Source organism: Stutzerimonas chloritidismutans (assembly GCF_020783375.1).
GTDB lineage: Bacteria > Pseudomonadota > Gammaproteobacteria > Pseudomonadales > Pseudomonadaceae > Stutzerimonas > Stutzerimonas kunmingensis.
Window position 1 is genome coordinate 2,386,106 of record NZ_CP086067.1, and the last position, 24,869, is coordinate 2,410,974.

The 24,869-nt window shown below is 60.8% G+C and carries 23 protein-coding genes; 8 read left to right on the top strand and 15 right to left on the bottom strand.

The genetic code is table 11. The features are described 5' to 3' along the window. Positions 1–53: 53 nt before the first annotated feature. The 3 genes from LLJ08_RS11045 to ppsA all read right to left on the bottom strand — a co-directional run bounded on the left by LLJ08_RS11045 (position 54) and on the right by ppsA (position 4,156). Positions 54–1,049 (bottom strand): zinc transporter ZntB, encoded by a 996-nt coding sequence (locus tag LLJ08_RS11045; protein WP_046619384.1) that lies wholly within the window; start codon positions 1,047–1,049, stop codon positions 54–56. 82 nt (positions 1,050–1,131) lie between these two features. After that, positions 1,132–1,620, bottom strand: coding sequence for a ribonuclease E activity regulator RraA (rraA, locus tag LLJ08_RS11050; RefSeq protein WP_014820312.1), 489 nt, complete (start codon positions 1,618–1,620; stop codon positions 1,132–1,134). Between the two features lie 166 nt (positions 1,621–1,786). Then, positions 1,787–4,156: a phosphoenolpyruvate synthase gene (gene ppsA / locus LLJ08_RS11055; protein WP_228207022.1), complete on the bottom strand. Its 2,370-nt coding sequence runs from the start codon at positions 4,154–4,156 to the stop codon at positions 1,787–1,789. Between the two features lie 154 nt (positions 4,157–4,310). Between ppsA and ppsR the strand changes: the two genes are divergently transcribed. Next, positions 4,311–5,129: a posphoenolpyruvate synthetase regulatory kinase/phosphorylase PpsR gene (gene ppsR / locus LLJ08_RS11060; RefSeq protein WP_014820314.1), complete on the top strand. Its 819-nt coding sequence runs from the start codon at positions 4,311–4,313 to the stop codon at positions 5,127–5,129. Between the two features lie 92 nt (positions 5,130–5,221). Here the strand turns inward: ppsR and prpF are convergent, their stop codons facing one another. From prpF to LLJ08_RS11085, 5 genes are all read right to left on the bottom strand, one after another. After that, positions 5,222–6,409 (bottom strand): 2-methylaconitate cis-trans isomerase PrpF, encoded by a 1,188-nt coding sequence (prpF, locus tag LLJ08_RS11065; protein WP_228207023.1) that lies wholly within the window; start codon positions 6,407–6,409, stop codon positions 5,222–5,224. Positions 6,410–6,525: 116 nt separating this feature from the next. Further along, complete coding sequence (acnD, locus tag LLJ08_RS11070) at positions 6,526–9,129, bottom strand: Fe/S-dependent 2-methylisocitrate dehydratase AcnD (protein WP_014820316.1); 2,604 nt, start codon at positions 9,127–9,129, stop codon at positions 6,526–6,528. Between the two features lie 75 nt (positions 9,130–9,204). After that, positions 9,205–10,332, bottom strand: coding sequence for a bifunctional 2-methylcitrate synthase/citrate synthase (gene prpC, locus LLJ08_RS11075; protein ID WP_023444338.1), 1,128 nt, complete (start codon positions 10,330–10,332; stop codon positions 9,205–9,207). A gap of 95 nt (positions 10,333–10,427) precedes the next feature. Continuing rightward, positions 10,428–11,315 (bottom strand): methylisocitrate lyase, encoded by an 888-nt coding sequence (prpB, locus tag LLJ08_RS11080; RefSeq protein WP_014820318.1) that lies wholly within the window; start codon positions 11,313–11,315, stop codon positions 10,428–10,430. Then, complete coding sequence (locus LLJ08_RS11085) at positions 11,312–12,037, bottom strand: GntR family transcriptional regulator (protein WP_023444337.1); 726 nt, start codon at positions 12,035–12,037, stop codon at positions 11,312–11,314. Before LLJ08_RS11085 ends, prpB begins: the two co-directional genes overlap by 4 nt. Before the next feature lie 266 nt (positions 12,038–12,303). Between LLJ08_RS11085 and rloA the strand changes: the two genes are divergently transcribed. The 4 genes from rloA to pabB are packed head-to-tail and all read left to right on the top strand — an operon-like array spanning position 12,304 to position 16,765. Next, positions 12,304–12,840, top strand: a complete 537-nt coding sequence (gene rloA, locus LLJ08_RS11090) for a retropepsin-like aspartic peptidase RloA (RefSeq protein WP_023444336.1) — start codon at positions 12,304–12,306, stop codon at positions 12,838–12,840. Between the two features lie 5 nt (positions 12,841–12,845). Then, a complete protein-coding gene (gene rloB, locus LLJ08_RS11095) occupies positions 12,846–14,372 on the top strand; it encodes an osmotic stress tolerance membrane protein RloB (RefSeq protein WP_228207024.1) in 1,527 nt (508 codons plus the stop codon). Between the two features lie 3 nt (positions 14,373–14,375). Next, entirely contained in the window at positions 14,376–15,359 is a 984-nt protein-coding gene (locus LLJ08_RS11100; RefSeq protein ID WP_228207025.1) for an alpha-L-glutamate ligase-like protein, read from the top strand. A gap of 59 nt (positions 15,360–15,418) precedes the next feature. Further along, positions 15,419–16,765 (top strand): aminodeoxychorismate synthase component I, encoded by a 1,347-nt coding sequence (gene pabB, locus LLJ08_RS11105; RefSeq protein WP_228207026.1) that lies wholly within the window; start codon positions 15,419–15,421, stop codon positions 16,763–16,765. A 35-nt stretch (positions 16,766–16,800) separates the two neighbouring features. On the opposite strand, the gene thrH is transcribed toward pabB, so the two are convergent. After that, positions 16,801–17,418 carry a bifunctional phosphoserine phosphatase/homoserine phosphotransferase ThrH gene (thrH, locus tag LLJ08_RS11110; RefSeq protein WP_003284573.1) on the bottom strand — a complete coding sequence of 206 codons (618 nt, stop codon included), beginning with the start codon at positions 17,416–17,418 and terminating at the stop codon, positions 16,801–16,803. A 192-nt stretch (positions 17,419–17,610) separates the two neighbouring features. Here thrH and LLJ08_RS11115 point away from each other — a divergent pair, with 192 nt between their 5' ends. Then, a complete protein-coding gene (locus LLJ08_RS11115) occupies positions 17,611–18,345 on the top strand; it encodes a phosphoadenylyl-sulfate reductase (protein WP_228207027.1) in 735 nt (244 codons plus the stop codon). Between the two features lie 73 nt (positions 18,346–18,418). On the opposite strand, the gene cysB is transcribed toward LLJ08_RS11115, so the two are convergent. Beyond that, the gene (gene cysB / locus LLJ08_RS11120) at positions 18,419–19,393 is read right to left on the bottom strand and encodes an HTH-type transcriptional regulator CysB (RefSeq protein ID WP_003300132.1); all 975 of its coding nucleotides are present in this window, start codon (positions 19,391–19,393) and stop codon (positions 18,419–18,421) included. 178 nt (positions 19,394–19,571) lie between these two features. Then, positions 19,572–20,528, bottom strand: coding sequence for a putative 2-dehydropantoate 2-reductase (locus tag LLJ08_RS11125; RefSeq protein WP_228207028.1), 957 nt, complete (start codon positions 20,526–20,528; stop codon positions 19,572–19,574). A 264-nt stretch (positions 20,529–20,792) separates the two neighbouring features. Here LLJ08_RS11125 and LLJ08_RS11130 point away from each other — a divergent pair, with 264 nt between their 5' ends. After that, positions 20,793–21,869, top strand: a complete 1,077-nt coding sequence (locus tag LLJ08_RS11130) for a 3-deoxy-7-phosphoheptulonate synthase (protein WP_014820326.1) — start codon at positions 20,793–20,795, stop codon at positions 21,867–21,869. A gap of 30 nt (positions 21,870–21,899) precedes the next feature. On the opposite strand, the gene LLJ08_RS11135 is transcribed toward LLJ08_RS11130, so the two are convergent. Continuing rightward, entirely contained in the window at positions 21,900–22,193 is a 294-nt protein-coding gene (locus tag LLJ08_RS11135) for a GNAT family N-acetyltransferase (protein WP_014820327.1), read from the bottom strand. Between the two features lie 392 nt (positions 22,194–22,585). On the opposite strand from LLJ08_RS11135, the gene LLJ08_RS11140 reads away from it, so the two are divergent. After that, complete coding sequence (locus LLJ08_RS11140; protein ID WP_003294452.1) at positions 22,586–22,840, top strand: Lpp/OprI family alanine-zipper lipoprotein; 255 nt, start codon at positions 22,586–22,588, stop codon at positions 22,838–22,840. 62 nt (positions 22,841–22,902) lie between these two features. On the opposite strand, the gene LLJ08_RS11145 is transcribed toward LLJ08_RS11140, so the two are convergent. The 3 genes from LLJ08_RS11145 to LLJ08_RS11155 all read right to left on the bottom strand — a co-directional run bounded on the left by LLJ08_RS11145 (position 22,903) and on the right by LLJ08_RS11155 (position 24,866). Further along, positions 22,903–23,868: a L,D-transpeptidase family protein gene (locus LLJ08_RS11145; protein ID WP_045666525.1), complete on the bottom strand. Its 966-nt coding sequence runs from the start codon at positions 23,866–23,868 to the stop codon at positions 22,903–22,905. Positions 23,869–23,935: 67 nt separating this feature from the next. Further along, positions 23,936–24,217 (bottom strand): hypothetical protein, encoded by a 282-nt coding sequence (locus LLJ08_RS11150; protein WP_041013972.1) that lies wholly within the window; start codon positions 24,215–24,217, stop codon positions 23,936–23,938. Between the two features lie 43 nt (positions 24,218–24,260). Further along, entirely contained in the window at positions 24,261–24,866 is a 606-nt protein-coding gene (locus LLJ08_RS11155; RefSeq protein WP_014820330.1) for an arylesterase, read from the bottom strand. Positions 24,867–24,869 lie beyond the last annotated feature (3 nt).

Below are 24,869 nucleotides of genomic sequence, written 5' to 3' on the forward strand. Positions count from 1 at the left end.
AACCTCGCTAAAGTATGTGGTCTAGACGGCTTACGGTTAGGTGGGAGTCACATTCACACCCAACGCAGGCGGCGCAGTATCCACCATTGCAACAGCGCAACGCCGCCGATGAGCAGGCAGGCAACGACGAACCCGTAGGAAAACTCGGCCCCGGGAATACCACCCACATTGATCCCCAGCAGCCCAGTCAGGAAGCTGAGCGGCAGAAAAAAGCCGGTAATTATAGCCAGCAGGTACATGGTGCGGTTCATCCGCTCGCTCAGCCTGCGATGCTCCGACTCCAACACCAGATTCACGCGCTCGCGGACCATCTCGAGTTCTTCCAGATAACGGATGAGCCGGTTACTCAGCTCGTTCCAGTATTCAGTGTCATCCTCGGCAAACCAGCTCGGTTGATTACGCGTCATCTGGCCGTAGAGCTCGCGCTGCGGCAGCAGGAAGCGCCGCAGGCTCGCGGCCTGCCGGCGCAAGGAAAGCATCGAAGCATGTTCCAGGGTGTATTGCTCATCTCCCTCGAGCCGCTCTTCCACGGCGTCAATGCGCTCGGCCAGCTGAGTGACCAGATCATCTACTCGCTCGGTCATCGCCTCTGCCAGATAGAGCAGCAGTTCAGAGGTCGACTTCGGCCCCCTACCTTCCGACAGCAATCGAATCACTACTTCGGTGGAGCGCAGCGGCCGAAGGCGAAGCGAAATGACCCGCTTTTGATCGGCGAATACGCGCACGGAAACCATGTCTTCCGGCTCGGCATCGGGGTTCAGATTCACCCCCCGCAAGAACAGCAAGAGCCCTTCCTGCGGCAGCGCTAAGACGCGCGGGCGCGTGTTCTCCTCAAGCAGCACATCGCAAGCGAACCCACTGAGCCCGCTTTGCCTGCGCAACCAATCCTGCGCCTGGGGCTGGCCACGATCCCAGTGCAGCCAGATGCTCTCATTGGCCGCAAGCTGCAGCTCAGGCAGATCGCTATAGCCGATCTGGCGAGCCCCGCCGCTGCCATCGAGAACAAAGGCGTGGATCAGCCCGCGCTGTTCGCTTTCGGTTTCCCGCATCTATCCGTTCCGTCACTGGTCATGAAAAGCCCGGCATCGCCGGGCTCAGGAATGATGGCACGCACAGCCGTTAGAGCCGGCTTTACTCCGGCATGGAAAGCGGCTCAGGCGACACGATGATGCCGTTGTTATCGGCGTATACGTATTCACCGGGACGGAACGTCACACCGCAAAACGTCACCGGAACGTTGAGATCACCGATGCCGCGCTTGTCGGTCTTCATGGGATGACTGGCCAGGGCCTGAACGCCAAGCTCGGTCTGCGCGAGAACATCGACGTCACGAACGCAACCGTAGATAACCAAACCTTCCCAACCATTGCGCGCGGCTTTCTCGGCAAGCATGTCACCCAGCAGCGCACGACGCAGCGAGCCGCCGCCGTCGACCACCAGCACCTTGCCCGTACCGTCGACGTCGACCTGGTCCTTGACCAGCGAATTGTCCTCGAAACACTTGATGGTCACGATCTCGCCACCGAAGGAATCGCGACCACCGAAGTTGCTGAACAGCGGCTCGACGACCTGCACCAGGTCCGGATAGGCATCGCACAGATCAGGCGTGACGTATTGCATGGGAAACTCCTTCTGCTTGGAAATTACGGCGACATCCAGCGTACAGCCATATAGGCGCGCATATTAGCCGCTGGACGCTCTAGGCGGAATGAAATCGCTGGAATGACGATTATCAGCGCCAACGAAAACGGGGCTGACGCCCCGTTTTTTGTTACCGACTCAACCGTCAGATCTCGCGATCGGCCAGGAAGAACCAGGTATCGAGCACCGAGTCCGGATTCAGGGAGACGCTCTCGATGCCCTGCTCCATCAGCCACTTGGCCAGATCCGGGTGATCCGAAGGACCCTGACCACAGATACCGATGTACTTGCCGGCCTTGTTGCATGCCTGGATGGCGTTGGCCAACAGCTTTTTCACCGCCGGATTACGCTCATCGAACAGGTGGGCGATGATGCCGGAGTCGCGGTCCAGGCCGAGGGTCAGCTGGGTCATGTCGTTCGAGCCGATGGAGAAGCCATCGAAGAACTCCAGGAACTCATCTGCCAGCAGCGCATTGGACGGCAGCTCGCACATCATGATGACGCGCAGGCCATTCTCGCCACGCTTGAGGCCGTACTTCGCCAGCAGATCGATAACCTGCGAGGCTTCGCCCAGGGTGCGCACGAAAGGCACCATCAGCTCGACATTGGTCAGGCCCATCACGTCGCGGACTTTCTTCATCGCGCGGCATTCGAGCTCGAAGCAGTCACGGAACGAATCGCTGATATAGCGGGACGCACCGCGGAAGCCGAGCATCGGGTTCTCTTCTTCCGGCTCGTACAGCTTGCCGCCGATGAGATTGGCGTACTCGTTCGACTTGAAGTCCGACAGGCGCACGATGACCTTCTTCGGCCAGAACGCGGCGGCCAGGGTGCTTACGCCCTCGACCAGCTTCTCGACGTAGAAGTTGACGGGATCGTCGTAGCCGGCGATGCGCTTCTCCACGCTGCTCTTCACATCTGCGGGCAGACCGTCGAAGTTCAGCAGCGCCTTGGGGTGCACGCCGATCATGCGGTTGATGATGAACTCGAGGCGGGCCAGGCCGACGCCCTCGTTCGGCAGATGCGCGAAGTCGAAGGCACGGTCAGGGTTGCCGACGTTCATCATGATCTTGAACGGCAGTTCCGGCATGGCATCGATGGAGTTCTGACGAATATCGAAGCCCAGCTCGCCATCGAAGATCAGACCGGTGTCGCCTTCGGCGCAGGAAACGGTCACGCGCTGACCGTCCTTCAGCAACTCGGTGGCATTACCGCAACCCACGACCGCCGGAATCCCCAGCTCGCGGGCGATGATCGCCGCGTGGCAGGTGCGCCCGCCACGGTTGGTGACGATGGCGCTGGCGCGCTTCATCACCGGTTCCCAATCCGGGTCGGTCATGTCGGAAACCAGCACATCGCCCGGCTGAACCTTGTCCATTTCGCTGACGTCGTGGATGACCTTGACCGGGCCGGCGCCGATTCGCTGACCGATGGCACGACCTTCGACCAGCACGGTGCCTTTTTCCTTCAGCAGGTAGCGCTCCATGACATTGGCGCTGCTGCGGCTCTTAACGGTTTCCGGACGTGCCTGGACGATATACAACTGGTTGTCGTCGCCATCTTTGGCCCACTCGATGTCCATCGGACGCCCGTAGTGCTTCTCGATGGTCATGGCCTGCTTGGCGAGGTTGGTCACTTCTTCGTCGGTCAGACAGAAGCGCATGCGATCGGCCTGGTCGACGTCGACCGTCTTGACCGACTTGCCGGCGCTGGCTTCGGCGCCGTACACCATCTTGATTGCCTTGCTGCCCAGGTTGCGGCGCAGGATTGCCGGGCGACCGGCTTCCAGCGTGTGCTTGTGGACATAGAATTCGTCCGGATTGACCGCGCCCTGAACGACAGTCTCACCCAGGCCGTACGCGCCGGTGATGAACACCACACCGCGGAAGCCGGATTCGGTGTCCAAAGTGAACATGACACCTGCAGTGCCGGTTTCCGAACGCACCATGCGCTGCACGCCGGCGGACAGGGCAACCAGCTTGTGGTCAAAGCCCTGGTGCACGCGATAGGCGATGGCACGGTCGTTGAACAGGGAAGCGAACACTTCCTTGGTTGCGCGGATCACGTTGTCCACGCCGCGTATATTGAGGAAGGTTTCCTGCTGGCCCGCGAAGGAGGCGTCCGGCAGGTCTTCGGCGGTGGCCGAGGAGCGTACCGCGACCGCCATGTTGTCATTGCCGCCGGACATTTCCGCGAATGCGGTGCGGATGTCGGCATCCAGTTGAGGCGGGAATTCAGCGTCCATCACCCAGCCGCGAATCTGCGCGCCAGCTTTGGCGAGGGCATTGACGTCATCCACGTCCAGCGCATCGAGAAGCGCATGGATCTGCTCGTTGAGACCGCTGAGCTCCATGAAATCACGATAGGCCTGGGCCGTAGTGGCGAAACCGCCAGGCACCGAAACACCCGCGCCTGCGAGGTTGCTGATCATCTCGCCGAGGGAGGCGTTCTTGCCCCCTACACGCTCAACGTCATGATTGCCGAGCTTATCGAGGGAAACTACGTACTCTACCAAGGTGATCTCTCCACATTAGTGTTGGAAACTCAACCGGAGCCTGGCCGCACGACTGTGGCCCGACCCTGCAAAATAAGTAACAATGCCCGCCAACCGGGCTCGGCGAAGGGCCTACTATAGCTGGGAACCGTTCTCGACTTAAGGCCCAAGGCACATGAAACGAACTGCTTTCTTCATTTCTGACGGCACAGGCATCACCGCGGAAACCCTGGGCCAGAGTCTTCTGGCACAGTTCGAGAACATTACCTTCACGAAGCTGACCCGCCCATACATAGACACCGCCGAAAAAGCGCGGGCCATGGTACAGCAAATCAATAATGCCGCGGAAAAGGACGGTGGCCGGCCGATCATCTTCGACACCCTGGTGAACCAGGAAATCCGTGACATTCTGGCCGAATCCAATGGCTTCATGATCGACATCTTCTCTTCCTTTCTTGCGCCGTTGGAACATGAGCTGATGTCACGTTCCTCCTACTCCGTTGGTAAATCCCACTCCATCAGCCACAACGCCAATTACATGGAGCGTATCGAGGCGGTTAACTTCGCCCTCGATAACGATGACGGTGCCCGCACTCGCTACTACGACAAGGCGGACCTCATCCTCGTCGGCGTTTCCCGCTGCGGCAAAACACCGACCTGCCTGTATATGGCGATGCAGTACGGCATCCGCGCTGCCAACTACCCCTTGACCGAGGACGACATGGAGCGTCTGCAGTTGCCGAGCGCCCTCAAGGAGTACAAGGACAAACTGTTCGGCTTGACCATCGACCCGGATCGCCTGGCCGCCATTCGCCACGAACGCAAACCCAACAGTCGTTATGCCAGCTTCGCTCAGTGCGAATTCGAAGTCCGCGAGGTGGAAAGCCTGTTCCGCCGCGAGAACATCAACTACATCAACTCGACCCATTTCTCCGTCGAGGAAATCTCTGCAAAGATCCTCGTGGAGAAAGGCGTCGAGCGTCGACTCAAATAAGTGCCGCTTCGCTAGACAACAAAAAGTCCGCTTGGTGCGGACTTTTTGCGTTTTTCAGCCGGAAGAATTCGATTTCCGGCAGTTGAAGCGCATCAGAAAGTGTCACCTGGCACACGTACCCAGCCTTCCATCAGCACGCGCGCGCTGCGGCTCATGATCGCTTTGGTAACCGTCCACTGGCCGTCGATCTGCTTCGCCTCGGCACCGACCCGCAGCGTGCCGGACGGATGCCCGAAGCGCACGGCCTGACGCTCGCCACCACCTGCCGCGAGATTCACCAGCGTGCCAGGCACCGCCGCCGCCGTACCGATGGCCACCGCACAGGTGCCCATCATGGCGTGGTGCAGCTTGCCCATGGACAACGCCCGCACGAGCAGATCGACCTCACCTGCGTCGATGTTCTTGCCGGAAGACGCCCGATAGCTTTTCGGCTGGGAAACGAACGCAACCTTCGGCGTGTGCTGACGGGTCAGCGCCTCCTCCGCGGTCTTGATCAAGCCCATTCGCAGAGCACCGGCTACACGAATCGACTCCAGACGAGCCAGAGCCTCCGGGTCGCCATTGATGTCCTCACGCAGTTCTGTGCCCTGGTAGCCGATGTCCTCGGCGTTGACGAACACAGTGGGAATGCCGGCGCTGATCATGGTCGCCTTGAGCGTACCGATGCCCGGGACCTCCAGCTCATCGATCAGATTCCCGGTGGGAAACATCGAACCGCCCTCCTCGCCGTCGTCGGACGGATCGAGGAATTCCAGCACGATCTCGGCAGCCGGAAAGGTCACGCCGTCCAGCTCGAAATCGCCAGTCTCCTGCACCTGGCCGTTGGCCACCGGCACGTGGGCGATGATGGTCTTGCCGATGTTGGCCTGCCAGACCCGCACCACACAGGTGCCGTTCTGCGGAATGCGCTCGGCATCCACCAGGCCCGCATGCAGCGCGAACGCGCCGGCGCCGGTTGAAAGGTTGCCGCAGTTGCCGCTCCAGTCGACGAAGGGCTTGTCGATCGACACCTGACCATAGAGATACTCGACGTCATGATCAGGTCGAGTGCTCTTGGACAGGATGACGCATTTGCTGGTGCTGGACGTGGCGCCGCCCATGCCGTCGATGTGCGCCGAATAAGGGTCGGGACTACCGATCACGCGCAAGAACAGCTTGTCGCGCGCAGCGCCCGGCACCTGGCAGCTTTCCGGCAGGTCTTGCAACCGGAAGAACACGCCCTTGCTGGTGCCGCCACGCATGTAGGTCGCGGGAATTCTGATCTGGGTTTGATGAGCCATGAGTGAGTCCTGGCTGGAAGATGAATGGGTTGTAGGGTGGATCACGCTTGACCGATCCACCGCGCGGGCTAATGCGGTGGATGGAAAAGCGCCATCCACCCTACGAGGACGGCCGGTCACGCCTGCCCGAGGAAGTCCTTGGCGAAACGCTGCAGCACGCCGCCGGCCTGGTAGACGCTGACTTCCGCCGCCGTATCGAGGCGGCAGGTGACCGGAGCGCGGGTTTCTTCACCGCTCTTGTGATGAATGACCAGCGTCAGGTCGCAGCGCGGCGACAGCTCGCCTTCGATATCGAAGGTTTCGGTGCCATCGAGGCCAAGGGTCAGGCGCGTAGTGCCCGGTTTGAACTCGACCGGCAGCACGCCCATGCCCACCAGGTTGGTACGGTGGATACGCTCGAAGCCTTCGGCGACGATCACCTCGACACCCGCCAGGCGCACGCCCTTGGCCGCCCAGTCACGCGAGCTGCCCTGGCCGTAGTCGGCACCGGCCACGATGATCAGGTTCTGCTTGCGAGTCATGTAGGTTTCGATGGCTTCCCACATGCGCATCACCTTGCCTTCCGGCTCGACGCGCGCCAGCGAACCCTTCTGCACCTTGCCGTCGACCACCGCCATCTCGTTGACCAGCTGCGGGTTGGCGAACGTCGCCCGCTGCGCGGTCAGATGGTCGCCGCGGTGGGTTGCGTAGGAATTGAAGTCCTCTTCCGGCAGCCCCATCTTCGCCAGGTATTCACCGGCCGCCGAATCCAACAGGATGGCGTTGGATGGCGACAGGTGATCGGTGGTGATGTTGTCCGGCAGGATCGCCAGCGGACGCATGCCTTTCAGTGTGCGCTCGCCAGCCAACGCGCCTTCCCAGTACGGCGGACGACGGATGTAGGTGGACATCGGACGCCAGTCGTATAGCGGGCTCTTGGCTTCCTCGATGGTGCCCAGATCGAACATCGGGATGTAGATCTGCTTGAACTGCTCGGGCTTCACCGAGGACGCGACAATGGCGTCGATCTCCTCGTCGGACGGCCAGAGGTCCTTCAGGGTGATCGGATTGCCGTTCTTGTCGGTGCCCAGAACGTCCTGCTCGATATCGAAACGCACGGTACCGGCGATGGCGTACGCGACCACCAGCGGCGGCGAGGCAAGGAAGGCCTGCTTGGCATACGGGTGGATACGGCCATCGAAGTTGCGGTTACCGGAGAGAACTGCAGTGGCGTACAGGTCGCGCTCGATGATTTCCTGCTGGATCACCGGGTCCAGCGCACCTGACATGCCGTTACAGGTGGTGCAGGCGTAGGCGACGATGCCGAAACCGAGTTTTTCCAGCTCGCTGAGCAGCCCAGCTTCTTCCAGGTACAGCTTGGCGACCTTGGAACCCGGCGCGAAGGACGTCTTCACCCAGGGCTTGCGCACCAGGCCCAACTCGTTGGCCTTTTTCGCCAGTAGGCCGGCGGCCACCACGTTGCGCGGGTTGGAGGTGTTGGTGCAGCTGGTGATAGCGGCAATGATCACCGCACCATCGGGCAGCAGACCTTCGGCCTCTTCGGCGCGCGCTGCAGCCAGCTTGTCTTCGTCGGCGATGCCACGCTCGTGCAGCGCGGAGGTCGGCAGACGCTTGTGCGGGTTGGACGGGCCCGCCATGTTGCGCACCACGCTGGACAGGTCGAATTCGAGCACGCGCTCGTATTCGGCGCCTTCCAGAGCCGTCGCCCACAGGCCCGTTTCCTTGGCGTACTGCTCGACGAGCGCAACCTGCTCCGGCTCGCGACCGGTCAGCTTGAGGTAATCGATGGTCTGCTGATCGATGTAGAACATCGAAGCGGTGGCGCCGTATTCCGGACACATGTTGGAGATGGTCGCGCGATCGCCGATGGTCAGGCTGTCGGCGCCTTCGCCGAAAAACTCGACCCAAGCTCCGACCACACGTTCCTTGCGCAGGAACTCAGTCAGCGCGAGGACGATATCGGTGGCGGTGATGCCAGGCTGACGCTTGCCGGTCAGACGTACGCCGACGATGTCAGGCAGGCGCATCATTGAAGGCAGACCGAGCATCACGGTTTCGGCCTCCAGGCCGCCAACGCCGATGGCGATCACACCCAGCGCATCGACGTGCGGGGTGTGCGAGTCGGTACCCACGCAGGTGTCCGGAAAGGCAACGCCGCCACGGGCCTGAATCACCGGCGACATCTTCTCCAGATTGATCTGGTGCATGATGCCGTTGCCGGCCGGGATCACGTCGACGTTCTTGAACGCGGTCTTGGTCCACTCGATGAAGTGGAAGCGGTCCTCGTTGCGGCGCTCCTCGACGGCACGGTTCTTCTCGAACGCATCCGGGTCGAAGCCTGCAAATTCAACCGCCAGCGAGTGGTCGACGATCAGCTGGGTCGGCACCACCGGGTTGACCTTCGCCGGGTCGCCGCCCTGCTCCGCAATCGCATCGCGCAGGCCGGCGAGATCGACCAGCGCGGTCTGGCCGAGGATGTCATGGCAGACTACACGAGCCGGATACCACGGAAAATCGAGGTCGCGCTTGCGCTCGATGATCTGCTTCAGCGAATCGGTCAGCGCTTCGGGCTCACAGCGACGCACCAGCTGTTCGGCCAGGACGCGGGAGGTATAGGGCAGCTTGTCGTAGGCACCCGACTGAATGGCTTCGATCGCCTCACGGGTGTCGAAGTAGTCAAGCCCAGTACCTGGCAAAGGTTTGCGGTGTTGTGTATTCATGCCGGAAGAACTCAATTCAGTAATGTTCTGTGGGGCAAGGTGCGGGGAGCCCGACGACGAGCTCCCCCGCTCCGATCAACGCTGGGCGATCGGGACAACCTTGCGCTGCTCCGGACCGATGTACTCGGCGCTCGGCCGAATGATCCGGTTGTTGCTGCGTTGTTCGAACACATGGGACGCCCAGCCGGTGACGCGCGAGCAGACGAAGATCGGCGTGAACAGCTTGGTCGGGATGCCCATGAAGTGATAGGCGGACGCATGGTAGAAGTCGGCGTTCGGGAAGAGCTTCTTCTGCTCCCACATGGTTTCGTCGACAGCAACCGAGACCGGATAAAGCACGGTGTCGCCCACTTCATCCGCGAGCTTTTCGGCCCAGACCTTGATCACCTCGTTGCGCGGGTCGGAAACGCTGTAGATCGCGTGGCCGAAGCCCATGATCTTGTCCTTGCGCTCGAGCATGCCGAGGATCGCCTCGCGGGCTTCTTCCGGACTCTTCCACTGCTCGATCATGTCCATCGCCGCTTCGTTGGCGCCGCCATGCAGCGGGCCGCGCAGCGAACCGATGGCACCGGTCACACAGGAATAGAGATCGGACAGCGTCGAAGCGCAGACACGGGCGGTAAAGGTCGAGGCGTTGAACTCGTGCTCGGCGTAGAGGATCAGCGAGACGTTCATCACCTTGACGTGCAGGTCGCTCGGCTTCTTGTCGTGCAGCAGCGCGAGGAAATGGCCGCCCAGGGTCTCTTCATCACTGGTGCAGTTGATGCGAACACCGTCGTGGGTGAAGCGATACCAGTAGCACATGATCGCCGGGAAAGCCGCCATCAGCCGCTCGGCCACGTCACGCTGCTGGTCGAAGCTGAGCTCCGGCTCCAGCGTGCCGAGCACCGACGAACCGGTACGCATGACATCCATCGGGTGGGCGCTCGCCGGGATGCGTTCCAGCACTTCCTTCAGTGCCTGTGGCAGGTCACGCATGGTCTTCAGGCGATTCTTGTAATCGGCCAGTTGCTGGGTGTTCGGCAGCTCACCATAGAACAGCAGGTAGGCCACTTCCTCGAAATCGCACTCGGCCGCCAGGTCGCGCACGTCGTAACCACGATAGGTCAACCCGGCACCGGTCTTGCCCACGGTACACAGGGCGGTCTGTCCGGCGATCTGTCCGCGCAGGCCCGCGCCGCTCAAAACTTTTGCTTCAGCCATTGCTATCTCCTTCTTGGATTTGTTCTGGATACTGCAAATCACGTTGAAAAATGGATCGCAAAGGCCCCATTGGCAAACCCAATGGGGCCTTCTCGTCAGCTCTTCTTCTGAGCGAACAGCGCGTCGAGGTGCTGCTCGAACGTGTGATAGTTGATGCGATCGTAGAGCTCCATGCGGGTTTGCATGGTGTCGATCACGTTCTTCTGCGTGCCGTCACGGCGCAGCGCGGTGTAGACATTTTCCGCGGCCTTGTTCATGGCACGGAACGCCGACAGCGGGTAGAGCACTAGGGAGACGTCGACGCTGGCCAGCTCTTCGGTGGTGTAAAGCGGCGTGGCGCCGAACTCGGTGATGTTGGCCAGAATTGGCGCCTGCACGCGGTCGGCGAAGGTCTTGTACATCGCCAACTCGGTGATGGCCTCGGGGAAGATCATGTCGGCACCCGCTTCGATGCAGGCCGCGGCACGATCCAGCGCGGAGTTCAGACCTTCCACCGCCAGCGCATCGGTACGCGCCATGATCACGAAGCTGTCGTCGGTGCGCGCGTCCACGGCCGCCTTGATGCGGTCGACCATCTCCTGCTGCGAGACGATTTCCTTGTTTGGACGATGGCCGCAACGCTTGGCACCGACCTGGTCCTCGATGTGGATCGCCGCGGCGCCGAACTTGATCATCGACTTGACAGTACGCGCCACGTTGAACGCCGAGGAGCCGAAGCCGGTGTCGACATCCACCAGCAGCGGCAGATCGCAGACATCGGTGATGCGGCGCACGTCGGTCAGCACATCGTCGAGCCCGGTGATGCCAAGATCCGGCAGACCCAGCGAGCCGGCAGCAACGCCGCCGCCGGACAGATAGATGGCCTTGAAGCCGGCACGCTTGGCCAGCAAGGCGTGGTTGGCGTTGATCGCGCCGACGACCTGGAGCGGATGCTCGCTGGCGACGGCGTCACGGAAACGCTGACCGGCAGAAGGAAGAGTCATGCATTACCCCTTTCATGTGGTGTTTGCTCAAGAACGCCCGTGAAGTGACGTTCGACATTGCGCTTGGAAGCGGCGATATGGCGGCGCATCAGCAGCTCCGCCAGTTCGCCATCGCGTTCGGCGATGGCATCGAGAATCCGGTGGTGTTCGGCGAAGGCCTGATGCGGACGGTTCGGCGTGGTGGAGAACTGAATGCGGTACATGCGCACCAGCTGATAGAGCTCGTCGCACAGCAGCTTGGCCAGTGTGCGGTTGCCGCTGCCCTGAATGATCCGGTAATGGAAGTCGAAGTCGCCTTCCTGCTGGTAATAGCCGACACCGGCCTGAAACGCCTCATCGCGCTCGTGGGTGCTCAGTACCCGGCGCAGGTCGTCAATTTCCGCCTCAGTCATGCGTTCGGCCGCCAGGCGGCAGGCCATGCCTTCCAGGGATTCACGAATCTCGTAGAGCTCGATCAGCTCGGCATGACTGAGCGACACCACCCTCGCGCCAACATGCGGCACGCGGACCAGCAGCTTCTGCCCTTCCAGCCGGTGGATCGCCTCGCGCAACGGCCCGCGGCTTATGCCATAGGTACGCGCCAGCTCTGGCTCGGAGATCTTGCTACCCGGGGCGATCTCGCCTTTGACGATGGCAGCCTGGATCAGACGAAACACGTGCTCGGCCAGCGTGCCACTGTCGAGCTGTTGCGCGGATGAGTGAAGCTCAACGGTATCCAGCATGATTGTCGACAATTCAGGTTTTGATGCGACGAAAGTACGCCTTCATTGCCAACCGGTCAACAGCCCGCCTACGCAGATTGTCGACACTTTTACTAAAGTCGTAAAAGCGGCAACCTGATCGAGATTAGCTTGAGCCAGGGCAGAGCGCCTTGTAGCGCCGTGAAACCAGCATGCTAGAATGCCAGCCTTTCGCGCCCCCGGCGCTTGCCCGCAATGCCTGTCGCCACTCGATCTCCAGTCATCCCTTCCTTAAGACAACAGGTTCCATGAGAGTAAAAGCCCACTTCCTGCTGTTCTGTACATTACTCCTGCCCGCGATCGGCACTGCTGCCGACAATACGATTTACGGTCTGAACGAACACGTTGGAATCCCCGACTTCAATCTGGAAGTGGACGCCAAGCTCGACACCGGCGCCCAAACCGCGTCGCTCAGTGCGCGTGACATCACCCGATTCAAGCGTGAAGGCGAGTCGTGGGTGCGCTTCTACCTTGCCGTCGACAGCGCCCACGCACACCCCATCGAGCGCCCGCTGGCACGCATCAGCAAGATCAAGCGCCGGGCTGGCGACTATGATCCGGAAGAGGAAAAAACCTACACGGCGCGCCCGGTTATCGAACTCGATCTGTGCATGGGCAAGGCCAAACGCACAATCGAAGTGAACCTCACGGACCGTACCGCTTTCCAATACCCACTTTTGATCGGTTCCGACGCGCTCACCCGCTTCGGCGCCCTGGTCGACCCAAGTCGCACCTTTATTGCCGGCAAACCCGGTTGCCTCAACGAATCTGACGCTGACGAGTAATACCCATGCGCGCTCTCACTCTGCATCTGAAAGTCCTGATCTTCATCCTCGTCGCTCTGGGAATTTCGATCACCGCCTACCAGATCTTCATACTGGGCATTCCGGTTACCGAAGACGAAACCGATGACCTGTGGAATATCGACGCCAAGGTCGAGTTCCAGGCCAGCCCACGCGAGCCGGTCAAGCTGCAGATGTACGTGCCGCCACTGAATCAGGAATTCGTCAGCCTCAACGAAAGCTTCATATCCAACAACTACGGCGTCAGCATCAACCGGGCCGACGGCAACCGCCGCGTCACCTGGTCTGCGCGCCGTGCGAGCGGAAACCAGACGCTCTATTACCGCCTCGTGCTCACCAAGCGCTACAGCGGTGAGCAGACCAAGGCCACCGGGCCGATCTTCCGCGACAGTCTTCCGGTGGAAGGCGCCGAGAAGATCGCTGCCGAAGCGCTGCTTTCTCCGATTCGTCAGCATTCCGCTGATGTGGAAACCTTCATCAGCGAAGCCATCAAGCGGGTCAACAATTCCAACGATGACAACGTCAAGCTGCTACTGGGCGGCGATGCATCCATCCCGAACAAGGCACGCGTCATCGAATTGCTGCTGTCCATCGCTCACGTGCCGATGGAGCGCGTGCATACCATTCGCCTGAACGCAGACCAGCCGCAAACCCCGGAACTCTGGCTACGCAGCTTCAACGGCGACAAGTGGCTGTTCTTCAACCCCGGCACCGGCGAGCAAGGCCTGCCGAATGACCGCTTGGTCTGGTGGACCGGTGACGAGCCGCTGATCAATCTGGAAGGCGGACGCAATCCGCAGGTGACCTTCACGCTCAATAACAGCGAAATGAACGCCATCCGCCTGGCCAAGCTGACCGACGAGAACACCGACGCCGACTTCCTCGAGTACTCGCTGTATGGCCTGCCCCTGCAGACCCAGCAGACCTACCAGATCATGATCATGATCCCGATCGGCGTGCTGGTGATCCTGATCCTGCGCAACCTCGGCGGCCTGCAGACCCTCGGAACCTTCACCCCGGTACTGATTGCCCTGGCATTCCGCGAAACCCAGATCGGCTTCGGCATCATCCTGTTCACGCTGATCACGGCGCTGGGCCTGTCGCTGCGTTCGTACCTGGAACACCTGAAACTGCAGATGCTGCCGCGCCTCTCGGTGGTACTGACGTTCGTCGTGGTGCTGATCGCCGTGATCAGCCTGCTCAGTCACAAGCTCGGCCTGGAGCGCGGCCTGTCGGTCTCCCTGTTCCCGATGGTGATTCTGACCATGACCATCGAGCGCCTGTCGATCACCTGGGAAGAACGTGGCGGCGGCCATGCCTTCAAGGTGGCGGTCGGCACCCTGATCGCCGCGAGCCTGGCCTTCATGCTGATGAACATTCAGGAGCTGACCTACTTCATCTTCACCTTCCCAGCGGTGCTGCTGATCATGGTGGGCTTCATGCTGGCGATGGGTCGCTACCGCGGCTACCGCCTGACCGAGCTGTTCCGCTTCAAAGCCTTTCTGAAGGATTGAGCCATGTTCGGTCTGATCAAGACGTGGAAGGCCCTCGAGGCCAAGGGAATCATGGGCATCAACCGCCGCAACGCGGACTATGTGCTCAAGTACAACAAGCGCAACCTGTATCCGATCGTCGATGACAAGATCATCACCAAGGAGCGCGCCATCGAGGCCGGCATTCATGTGCCGGAGATGTACGGCATCATCGAAACCGAAAAGGACATCGACAAGCTCAAGGATATCGTCAAGGATCACACCGATTTCGTCGTCAAGCCGGCCCAGGGCGCCGGTGGCGACGGCATCCTGGTGATAGCCGATCGTTTTGAGGGCCGTTACAGGACCGTCTCGGGCAAGATCATGACCCATGAGGAGATCGAGCATCAGATCTCCAATATCCTCACCGGGCTGTACTCGCTGGGCGGCCATCGTGACCGCGCACTGATCGAATATCGCGTCACCCCCGACCCGATCTTCAAGAGCATCAGCTACGAAGGTGTGCCGGACATTCGCATCATCGTGCTGATGGGCTACCCGGTCATGGCGATGCTGCGCCTGCCAACCCGTCAATCCGGCGGCAAGGCCAACCTGCACCAGGGAGCCATCGGCGTCGGTGTGGATCTGGCCACCGGCATCACCCTGCGTGGTACCTGGCTGAACAACAAGATCACCAAACACCCGGACACCACCAACGCGGTGGATGGCGTGCAGTTGCCGAACTGGGACGGCTTCATGAAGCTGGCCGCCGGCTGCTACGAGCTTTGCGGGCTCGGGTATATCGGTGTCGACATGGTGCTCGATCAGGACAAGGGCCCACTCATTCTCGAGTTGAATGCGCGTCCTGGCCTGAACATCCAGATCGCCAACGACTGTGGGCTGACGCACCGGGCCCATGCAGTCGAGAACCGCCTGGCGGAACTCAAGGAGAAAGGCATCCAGGAAACGCCGGAGGAGCGGGTGAAGTTCTCCCAGGAGCTGTTCGGCCATGTCCCGCCCCACGCCTGAATGACGCAAGCCGGGTAGCCCGCGTATCCTCTCGGGCTGCCCCCTCATCGACTCGACCCATGTCCATCTGCACGCTGCATGCCCTGCCCTACCAGGCCGATCCCGCCTATTGGTTCGAGCACATCCGCCATGCCCCAAGGGCGGTGCTGCTCGATTCGGGCAGGCCGAAGGCCGAGCGTGGGCGCTTCGACATTCTCAGCGCCTGGCCACTGGCCGTGCACGAGCCACGCGACGATGAATCAGGGCGTGATTACTTCCACCGTTTGCGCCAGGCGTTGCGCGGACTTGGCTCCGCCGAGCTGCCCGAGAGCTGTGAGCTGCCGTTTGCCGGAGGCCTGATCGGCCTGTTGAGCTACGACTTCGGTGCCCGCCTCGAGACCCTGCCCCAGCGCGCCCTCGACGACAACGGTCTGCCACTGGCGCGTTTCGGCCTTTATGGCTGGGCGCTGATCAGCGATCACCAGAGGCGCACCAGTCAGTTGGTGTTTCACCCAGCAACGACTTCTTCCGAGCAGATGCGACTGATCGCGCTGTTCGATTCAGCCACCACCGTCGAAAGCGCTCCATTCAGGCTGCACAGCCGTTTCGCTGCCGATCTTTCTGTCGACACTTACCGGAACGGCATCGAGCGCATTCAGACCTACATCCAGGCCGGTGACTGCTATCAGGTCAATTTCACCCAGCGTTTTCGTGCCGGCTGCTCGGGTGACCCATGGAACGCCTATCGCGCGCTGCGAGAAGCTTGCCCAACGCCTTACGCCGGCTTCGTTGCACTGGAAGACGGCGCCATTGCCAGCCTCTCGCCGGAGCGCTTCCTGCGCCTGCAGCAGGGCCACGTGGAAACCCGCCCGATCAAAGGAACCCGTCCACGCGGTGCGGACGAGCGCAGCGACGCCGCACAAGCGCAAGCGCTGCTCGCCAGTGACAAGGATCGCGCCGAGAACCTGATGATCGTCGACCTGCTGCGCAACGACCTCGGCCGCAGCTGCCGCATCGGCAGCGTGCGCGTTCCGCAGCTGTTCGCACTGGAAAGCTACCCCAACGTGCATCACCTGGTGAGCTGCGTGACCGGCGAACTGGCCGACGGCCACGACGCGTTCGATCTGCTGGCCGGCAGCTTTCCCGGCGGCTCGATCACCGGAGCGCCGAAGATCCGCGCCATGCAGATCATCGACGAGCTGGAACCGACGCGCCGCGCAATCTATTGCGGATCGTTGCTGTACGTCGATGTCAGGGGGGAAATGGACAGCTCCATCGCCATTCGCACACTGCTCATCCGCGATGGGCAAGCCAGCTGCTGGGGCGGCGGTGGCATCGTCGCCGACTCGGACTGGCAGGCGGAGTACCAGGAATCGATCGACAAGGTGAAGGTGTTGCTGCAGACACTGGAGCAGCTACCAGACTGAAGCGACCGACCGTGCACCGGTCGCTTCCTCACTCACTAGAGCGCGAGCTTGCGGTTCGATGCCTTGAGGAATTCCTGCTTCAGCTCGTCGAAGGTGTGCACTGCCGGGAACTGCGGGAACTCGGCGATGACGTTGTCCGGCGCATGGAACAGGATGCCGGCATGGGCCTCGCTGAGCATGGTGGTGTCGTTGTAGGAATCGCCCGCGGCAATGACGCGGTAGTAGAGGCTCTTCAGCGCAATGACCGACTGACGCTTGGGGTCCTTCTGACGCAGCTGATAGTCCACGACGCGATCGGTTTCGTCAGTGATCAGGCGGTGACAAAGCAGCGTCGGGAATCCCAACTGGCGCATCAGCGGCTGCGAGAACTCGTAGAAGGTGTCGGACAGGATCACCACCTGGAAGCGCTCGCGCAGCCAGTCGACGAACTCAGGGGCGCCTTCCAGTGGCTTCAGCGTCGCAATCACCTTCTGGATGTCGGCGAGCTTCAGGCCGTGCTCATCGAGGATGCGCAGGCGCTGCTTCATCAACACGTCGTAGTCGGGAATGTCCCGCGTGGTCGCCCGGAGCGATTCGATTCCGGTGGCCTCGGCAAAGGCGATCCAGATTTCCGGAACCAGCACACCTTCCAGGTCGAGACAGGCTATTTCCACGGGGCCACTCCTCAATGCAGAAAATTGAAGGCGGCACTCTAACGGCAGCTCGCCACCGAAGCAACGCAAGGCTTATACCCGAAGCAGCTGATCAGAGTGTCTAAACGTTATTTAGCGGCATAAACGCCTTTTGCTACCATCCGCGGCCTCAGAGCGCTGAAGCGCCAATGCCATCTATAAGGAAGCCGCCCGATGAGCCCATCTATCGACGTCGCCGCGTTGGCCACTGCCTACGCCGAGAAATCCCCGCAAGACGTTCTAAAGCTCGCCTTCGACCTGTTCGGCGATGATCTGTGGATTTCCTTCAGTGGCGCCGAAGACGTGGTGCTGCTGGACATGGCCTGGAAGCTGAACAAGAACGTCAAGGTGTTCACCCTTGATACCGGGCGACTGCATAGCGAAACCTACCGTTTCATCGAGCAGGTACGCGATCACTACGGCATTGCCATCGAAATCATGACCCCCGATCCGGCATTGCTGCAGCCACTGGTAAATGAGAAAGGACTGTTCAGTTTCTATCGTGACGGTCACGGCGAATGCTGTGGAATTCGCAAGATCGAGCCACTGCGACGCAAACTGGCCACCGTCCGCGCCTGGGCTACCGGGCAGCGCCGCGATCAGAGCCCCGGCACACGCGGCCAGGTATCGGTGCTGGAGCTGGATACGGCCTTCTCCACAGCGGATAACGCGCTATACAAGTTCAACCCGTTGGCGCAGATGACCAGCGAGGAAGTCTGGGGCTACATCCGCATGCTGGAAATCCCCTACAACAGCCTGCACGAGCGCGGTTTCATCAGCATCGGCTGCGAGCCCTGCACCCGCCCGGTACTGCCCAATCAGCACGAGCGCGAAGGTCGCTGGTGGTGGGAGGAAGCTACTCACAAGGAATGCGGGCTGCATGCCGGCAATCTGATCGCCAAGAACTGAAACTCAGTCAGGGCTGGCAGCGAAGCAACGATAAAAGGACAGCAGGCTGGGCTCCCGGCCTGCTCGGCATGGCTCAGTAAGTCGGCAGTTCCATGCCGTCGAACAGCTCATCCAGTTCCGCCTTGTTACGGCACTGGATCGCCTTCTCCAGCATGTCCCTATCCAGGTGCGGGGCAAACTGCTGGATGAAGTCGCACATGAAGCCGCGCAAGAAGGTGCCGCGGCGGAAGCCGATCTTGGTGACACTGGATTCGAACAGCTCGCTGGCATCCAGTACAACCAGATCGGAGTCGAGCTTGGAATCCACAGCCATTCGCGCAACGATCCCGACACCCAGCCCAAGCCGCACATAAGTCTTGATCACGTCGGCATCGGCGGCGGTGAAGACCACTTTCGGCGAAAGCCCGCGGTGCCCGAACGCCTCGTCGAGCTTGGACCGGCCGGTAAACCCGAATACGTAGGTCACGATCGGATGCTCGGCGAGTGCTTCGAGCGTGAGCTTTTCGAGCTTTGCCAGCGGATGCCCCTGAGGCACGATCACACAACGGTTCCAGCGATAGCAGGGCATCATCACCAGATCACCGAACAACTCCAGTCCTTCGGTGGCAATGGCGAAGTCGACTGTGCCGTCGGCGGCCATCTCGGCGATCTGCATCGGCGTACCCTGGTGCATGTGCAGGGAAACGTCAGGGTATTGCTTGATAAAGCTGCTAATAACCTGGGGCAACGCGTAGCGCGCCTGGGTATGGGTGGTGGCGATGCTCAGGGTTCCCTTCTTTTCGTTGGAGAACTCCTGAGCGATCTGCTTGATGCTCTCGCATTTGCGCAGGATCTCGCCTGCCGTCGTGATGATGCGCTCCCCCGCTGGCGTGACACGGGTCAGATGCTTGCCGCTGCGGGCGAACACCTCGACGCCGAGCTCGTCTTCCAGCAGTCGGATCTGCTTGCTGATTCCGGGTTGCGAGGTGAACAGACTCTGCGCCGTTGCCGAAACGTTGAGGTCATGGTGCGCCACTTCCCAGATGTAACGCAGTTGTTGAAGCTTCATAGAAATCCCTCAAGGCAAAGGCACCACTGCGCCTGCCGCAACACTTATAACCTTATGAACGACGCGCCAACGGATGATAGATGTTCCGCCTGGCGTTTGCTGTGCGACCTTTGGTCTGACTCGCCGCGACTGCCGTTGAGCTTAGCAGCGCGGCGAAAACCGGGCCTGGCGTTTGCTCTCAGCCACCAGTGCGCTGCTCCAGAAAACGCAACAGGTGATACAACATCTCTGTTCTGGGCATCGAAACGCCTGTCTGCGCTGCGGCAGCAAGCGGTGCCGCATAGATCGCTTCAAGCTCCATCGGCCGGTTCTGAAAACGATCGTGATACATGCTGGGCAGGTAATCGGGCATACGCGCAGTGCCCATCAGCAGCTTTTCCGGAAAGTCCTCCGGCAGCGAACAGCCCAGCGCGTGCGCCGCCGTGCAGACCTCTTGCATGATCGCCTTGACCTGCGCGCGCGAGTGATCGCTACTGAGCAGTGACTCGGTGCCCGCGTCAAGCAACGCCGACAGCCCGTTGAACGGGACATTCCACACCAGCTTCATCCAGCGCGCCTGTGCCAGGCTGGGCATCGGCGACGAGTCCACGCCTGCCTGACGGAACATCTCGACCATCGCGTTCAGCAGCGCAAGTTGAGCCTGCTCGTCGCCGCTGGCAGGTCCCGAGTGGTAACCGAGATTCACCCCGCCCAGTGCCTGATGCTCCACCACGCCGGGCGCCGAGCGATGGGCACAGATCGCACACAAGCCACCGAGCAGATGTACGGTGTCAGGGAGGAATGGCCTGATGGCATCTTCCACCCCCAAACCGTTCTGCAGTACAACGACCTTGCAACCAGGAGCGGCTAGCTGTGCGATGATCGGCGCGAGTGCTTCGTTGCTGGTGCTTTTGGCACCGACCAGCAACCAGTCGCACGCCGGCATCTGCGCTGCATCGCGGTAGACCTGCGGCCGCTCCAACTGCAGCGCTCCATGAACGGCACTGTTCACCTGTAAGCCGCGCTCGCACACCGCGGCGTATTCGCTACGCAAAAGAAAGTGCACATCGTAGCCGGCACGCGCCAGCATCAAACCGTAAAAACCGCCGATGGCACCGGTGCCGATGATGCCGATACGTGGACTCGCTGCAGACATAAGCACTCCAGATCAGTGGACCGGCCGCGCTCGTTGGGCCAGCCGGTAAAAGGTCGAACGATAGCAGTCCGGCACGCAACGTCCCAGTGACTGGCGTGGCAGCGTGGATGGGTGCACTGGGGGCAAGCCTCAATAGGCCATCAATCTCGTTGTCGAGTGCGGCCTTTAGCGATAAGGTTCCGTTTCCCCGCTGCGCCCTCAGGCTGTGTTCCGCCGCACCGGGATCGCTGGCGGACGGCTCCCGTGATTCCTGACGAGTAACAAATGGCTGATTTACCAATCGACGACCTTAACGTTGCCTCCAACGTGACCCTCATCACGCCGGAGCAACTGAAGCGTGAAATTCCGCTGACCGCCTCGGCACTGCAGACCGTCTCCCACGGGCGCCAGGTGGTACGCGACATTCTCGACGGCAAGGATCACCGCCTGTTCATAGTGATCGGCCCTTGCTCCATTCACGATCTGAAGGCCGCCCACGAGTACGCCGAGCGTCTCAAGGTGCTGGCAGAAAAGGTGTCCGACAGCCTCTTCCTCGTCATGCGGGTGTATTTCGAGAAGCCGCGCACCACCGTCGGCTGGAAAGGCCTGATCAACGATCCGTATATGGACGACTCGTTCAAGATCCAGGACGGGCTGCACATCGGTCGCAAGCTGCTTCTCGACCTTGCCGAGATGGGTCTGCCCACCGCGACCGAAGCGCTCGATCCGATTTCGCCGCAATACCTGCAGGACCTGATCAGCTGGTCGGCGATTGGCGCACGAACAACCGAATCCCAGACGCACCGCGAGATGGCCTCGGGCCTGTCCTCCGCTGTCGGCTTCAAGAACGGCACCGACGGCAGCCTGACCGTGGCAATCAACGCCCTGCAGTCGGTTTCCAGCCCGCACCGCTTCCTCGGCATCAACCAGTCCGGCGGCGTCTCCATCGTCACCACCAAGGGCAACAACTACGGACATGTGGTCCTGCGCGGCGGCAACGGCAAGCCCAACTACGACTCGGTCAGCGTCGCGCTGTGCGAGCAGGATCTGAAGAAGGCGGGCATCCGCCCCAATGTGATGATCGACTGCAGCCACGCGAACTCCAACAAGGACCCTGCCCTGCAGCCGCTGGTAATGGACAACGTCGCCAATCAGATTCTGGAAGGCAACAACTCCATCGTTGGCCTGATGGTGGAAAGCCACCTTGGCTGGGGTAACCAGTCCATTCCGAAGGATCTGAGTGATCTCAAGTACGGCGTATCGATCACCGATGCCTGTATCGACTGGGAAACCACCGAGAAGGCAGTGATGAGCATGCACGACAAGCTAAAGGACGTACTGCCAAGACGGCAGCGCGACTGAAACGAAAAACGCCGGTCTCCCGGCGTTTTTTTATGGGGTCGGTTCCACCCTGTCCGAGGTCGGTCGATTGCGCTCGATGTAACGTTCGACATAGGAACACGACGGAATCACCTGGTACCCCTCGCGCTCGGCATATTCGAGCGCGTGCTGCGTCAGCACAGCAGCGATGCCTCGCCCACGCAGCGCATCCGGAACGAAGGTCCGGTACATGTCCAGCGTCTGCTTGCCCAGATCCATATAGGCCAGATAGGCACAATGACCGTCGATCACCGCCTCGAAGCGATGCCCCGCCAGGTCATGGTGAACACGCACCGTATCGCTCATTTTGACTCCTCAGCAGGATTGCCCTGTCTTCTTGTTCTCGATCACGCTGCGGTCCATGACGCAGAACTGGCAGCCGAAACATACACAGGTGTCTTTTCTACCTGTTTCGCATCCGTTCGAACAGCCTCAGCTGATCAATATTTGTGCGCGGCATTGAAGGAACTTTCGATCAAACAGAAGATCAGGCAACTATGAGTGCATGTATTCCCGGCGAACACTGGATGTTTTTTATCCAACTTTCGCAAAGGGGTGGTAAAGCAAAAGGCCATTTGAAAAAAAACCTGTGGCTCCGAGGCTCGCTCCGTTTACTTAAGCTAAGTTCTAGGTAGTATGTGCGCGCAAACTTTCCATAACGGAAGTTGCTTATGGATTTCCACCTTAAGGGGAACAAGATGAACAACGTTCTGAAATTCTCTGCTCTGGCTCTGGCCGCAGTTCTGGCTACCGGTTGCAGCAACAGCATGACCAAAGAAAGCGAAGCTCGCCTGACCGCGACCGAGGACGCCGCTGCCCGCGCCCAAGCTCGCGCTGACGAAGCGTACAGCAAGGCCGACGAAGCTCTGGCCGCCGCTCAGAAGGCTCAGCAGACCGCTGACGAAGCCAACGAGCGTGCTCTGCGTATGCTGGAACGCGCCAGCCGCAAGTAAGCTTGTAGAAATAAAAAAAGCCGACCTTTGAGGTCGGCTTTTTTATGCACTTAGATCAGCAGTCAAAACAACTGTTCTTCCTGAGCAGCCACTTCCGTCCGTTGCTCGGCAATCTGGATCGGCAGGCCGTCCTCGCCAGCGATGATTTCGCGGACCATTTCCCAGTCTAGATGCAGCTTGCCCGCGGCATCGTCGCGCTTGAGTAGCGTATTGATCACGACCGCATGCTTATCCATCAAGGTGAGCGTTTGCTGATCACCCTCTTCCAGCGGCGCATGGGCTTCGAGATACACCTTGCCCTCACTCACGCCGAATTTGTATGGCTCGTCGACGATGCGTACCGGGGTACCCACCTTCACCATCTTCGCCAGCTCCAGCACATTATGGTTGAGCATGCGGAAGCAGCCATGACTGACGCGCATACCGATCCCGAACTTCTTGTTCGAGCCATGGATAAGGTAGCCGGGCAGCGAAAGCGTCATCTTGAACGGCCCCAGCGGGTTATCCGGTCCGGGTGGAACGACTGTCGGTAACGGGTCGCCATCTGCAGCGTGCTCGTCACGGATGGATTGCGGCGGGTACCAGGCGGGGTTGCTGGTCATTGCCGAAATCCGCGTATTACCAACCGGCGAGCCCCAACCCTCGCGGCCGATGCCGAGGGGGAAGGTGTGCACAACGTTCTGGCCTTCCGGGTAGTAATAAAGGCGGTACTCGGCAATGTTGATCACCACGCCTTCACGCGGACCCGGCGGCAGAATGAAACGGGTCGGCAGGATGATGTCCGTGCCCTCGCCTGGCAACCAGGGATCGACACCCGGATTGGCCGCCACCAGCTCCAGATAGCCAAGGTCATGGGTTTCACCAATGGCGGCGAAGGTGTCTTCGTACTTGGCCTTGATGACCTGAATCTGACCGACTATGTCGTCGCCTTCCGGCGGCAGCGGCAGCTCAAGCGCCGCGCTGGAGCCTGCTGAAAGCAAAGCAGCGAGTGACAAACAGGAGGCGACTGCAAACGCGCGCGAGAGCATTCAGAAATCCTTGAGAACTTGGATGATGGAAATGGTGCGATTGTACGTGAACCGGGCGAAACGTGAGCTACCAGGCAGCGGTGGCGGACGGAAGGCCCTTGCGTCGCGCCTCAAGCAACTGCCTGCAGTTCGGACACAGCTGTCGGTCCTTCAGCGTGGCGCGCTCGAGCTCCCTCCAGCGAGGCTGCGCAGGCAGCAGACCGCCACACAGGGTACGGTCCGCATTGCCGCTCAGCTCAAGCTGGCGCAACGCCAGGTGCAGTCGATTCTCGCGGCAGGCGAACATGTCGTACTGTTCGTCCGGCACGATGATCCGATAAGCGTAAAGGGTCCTGGCTGAGCGCGACATCTGAGGCTCCAATCGAGGGCGCGACAGTAGCTGCGCGCACGCCTCAAAGCAAGGGCTCGAGCACCGGCCAGACGGTATCCAGCAGCTGGGTCTGGGCCTCTGCGGTGGGGTGAATGCCATCGGCCTGCATCATCCCCGCGACGCCACCAACCCCCTCCAGCAGAAACGGCACATAAGCCACCGGTTTCTCCGCTGCCAGAGAGTCGAAAGCGTCAGCGAACGCGCGGGTGTAACGCTGCCCGAGATTGGGCGGCATGCGCATTCCAAGCAACAGGACCTCTGCACCCGCCTCGCGGCTGCGATCGATCATCTCGGCAAGATTCTGTTTCAATTGCGCTGGCGACTGCCCACGCAGACCGTCGTTGCCTCCCAGCTCGAGAATCACCACCTCGGGAGCATACTCCTCGAGCAACGGACCAAGCCGCGCGAGCCCGCCAGACGTGGTGTCGCCACTGATCGAAGCGTTCACCACGCGCCACGAGTCATCCGCCCCGACCAGGCGTTCCTGCAGCAGATGCACCCACCCCTGGCTGGTTTCCAGCCCGAAAGCCGCGCTGATACTATCGCCGACCACCAGTACGGTTCCGGCCAGGGCTCCCTGCGTCCAGCACAGCAGCGCCAGAGCCCCGCATTTCAGCCACTTTCGCATCGG

What these genes read in the sequence shown, in the direction of transcription:
- LLJ08_RS11125 (WP_228207028.1), bottom strand. Translation starts at nt 20,528, where the DNA reads ATGTCTGCAGCGAGTCCACGTATCGGCATCATCGGCACCGGTGCCATC.
- LLJ08_RS11140 (WP_003294452.1), top strand. Translation starts at nt 22,586, where the DNA reads ATGAACAACGTTCTGAAATTCTCTGCTCTGGCTCTGGCCGCAGTTCTG.
- rraA (WP_014820312.1), bottom strand. Translation starts at nt 1,620, where the DNA reads ATGCAATACGTCACGCCTGATCTGTGCGATGCCTATCCGGACCTGGTG.
- LLJ08_RS11045 (WP_046619384.1), bottom strand. Translation starts at nt 1,049, where the DNA reads ATGCGGGAAACCGAAAGCGAACAGCGCGGGCTGATCCACGCCTTTGTT.
- ppsR (WP_014820314.1), top strand. Translation starts at nt 4,311, where the DNA reads ATGAAACGAACTGCTTTCTTCATTTCTGACGGCACAGGCATCACCGCG.
- LLJ08_RS11085 (WP_023444337.1), bottom strand. Translation starts at nt 12,037, where the DNA reads ATGCTGGATACCGTTGAGCTTCACTCATCCGCGCAACAGCTCGACAGT.
- LLJ08_RS11115 (WP_228207027.1), top strand. Translation starts at nt 17,611, where the DNA reads ATGAGCCCATCTATCGACGTCGCCGCGTTGGCCACTGCCTACGCCGAG.
- acnD (WP_014820316.1), bottom strand. Translation starts at nt 9,129, where the DNA reads ATGAATACACAACACCGCAAACCTTTGCCAGGTACTGGGCTTGACTAC.
- rloA (WP_023444336.1), top strand. Translation starts at nt 12,304, where the DNA reads ATGAGAGTAAAAGCCCACTTCCTGCTGTTCTGTACATTACTCCTGCCC.
- LLJ08_RS11150 (WP_041013972.1), bottom strand. Translation starts at nt 24,217, where the DNA reads ATGTCGCGCTCAGCCAGGACCCTTTACGCTTATCGGATCATCGTGCCG.
- cysB (WP_003300132.1), bottom strand. Translation starts at nt 19,393, where the DNA reads ATGAAGCTTCAACAACTGCGTTACATCTGGGAAGTGGCGCACCATGAC.
- prpB (WP_014820318.1), bottom strand. Translation starts at nt 11,315, where the DNA reads ATGACTCTTCCTTCTGCCGGTCAGCGTTTCCGTGACGCCGTCGCCAGC.
- LLJ08_RS11100 (WP_228207025.1), top strand. Translation starts at nt 14,376, where the DNA reads ATGTTCGGTCTGATCAAGACGTGGAAGGCCCTCGAGGCCAAGGGAATC.
- prpF (WP_228207023.1), bottom strand. Translation starts at nt 6,409, where the DNA reads ATGGCTCATCAAACCCAGATCAGAATTCCCGCGACCTACATGCGTGGC.
- rloB (WP_228207024.1), top strand. Translation starts at nt 12,846, where the DNA reads ATGCGCGCTCTCACTCTGCATCTGAAAGTCCTGATCTTCATCCTCGTC.
- LLJ08_RS11135 (WP_014820327.1), bottom strand. Translation starts at nt 22,193, where the DNA reads ATGAGCGATACGGTGCGTGTTCACCATGACCTGGCGGGGCATCGCTTC.
- pabB (WP_228207026.1), top strand. Translation starts at nt 15,419, where the DNA reads ATGTCCATCTGCACGCTGCATGCCCTGCCCTACCAGGCCGATCCCGCC.
- LLJ08_RS11130 (WP_014820326.1), top strand. Translation starts at nt 20,793, where the DNA reads ATGGCTGATTTACCAATCGACGACCTTAACGTTGCCTCCAACGTGACC.
- LLJ08_RS11155 (WP_014820330.1), bottom strand. Translation starts at nt 24,866, where the DNA reads ATGCGAAAGTGGCTGAAATGCGGGGCTCTGGCGCTGCTGTGCTGGACG.
- LLJ08_RS11145 (WP_045666525.1), bottom strand. Translation starts at nt 23,868, where the DNA reads ATGCTCTCGCGCGCGTTTGCAGTCGCCTCCTGTTTGTCACTCGCTGCT.
- prpC (WP_023444338.1), bottom strand. Translation starts at nt 10,332, where the DNA reads ATGGCTGAAGCAAAAGTTTTGAGCGGCGCGGGCCTGCGCGGACAGATC.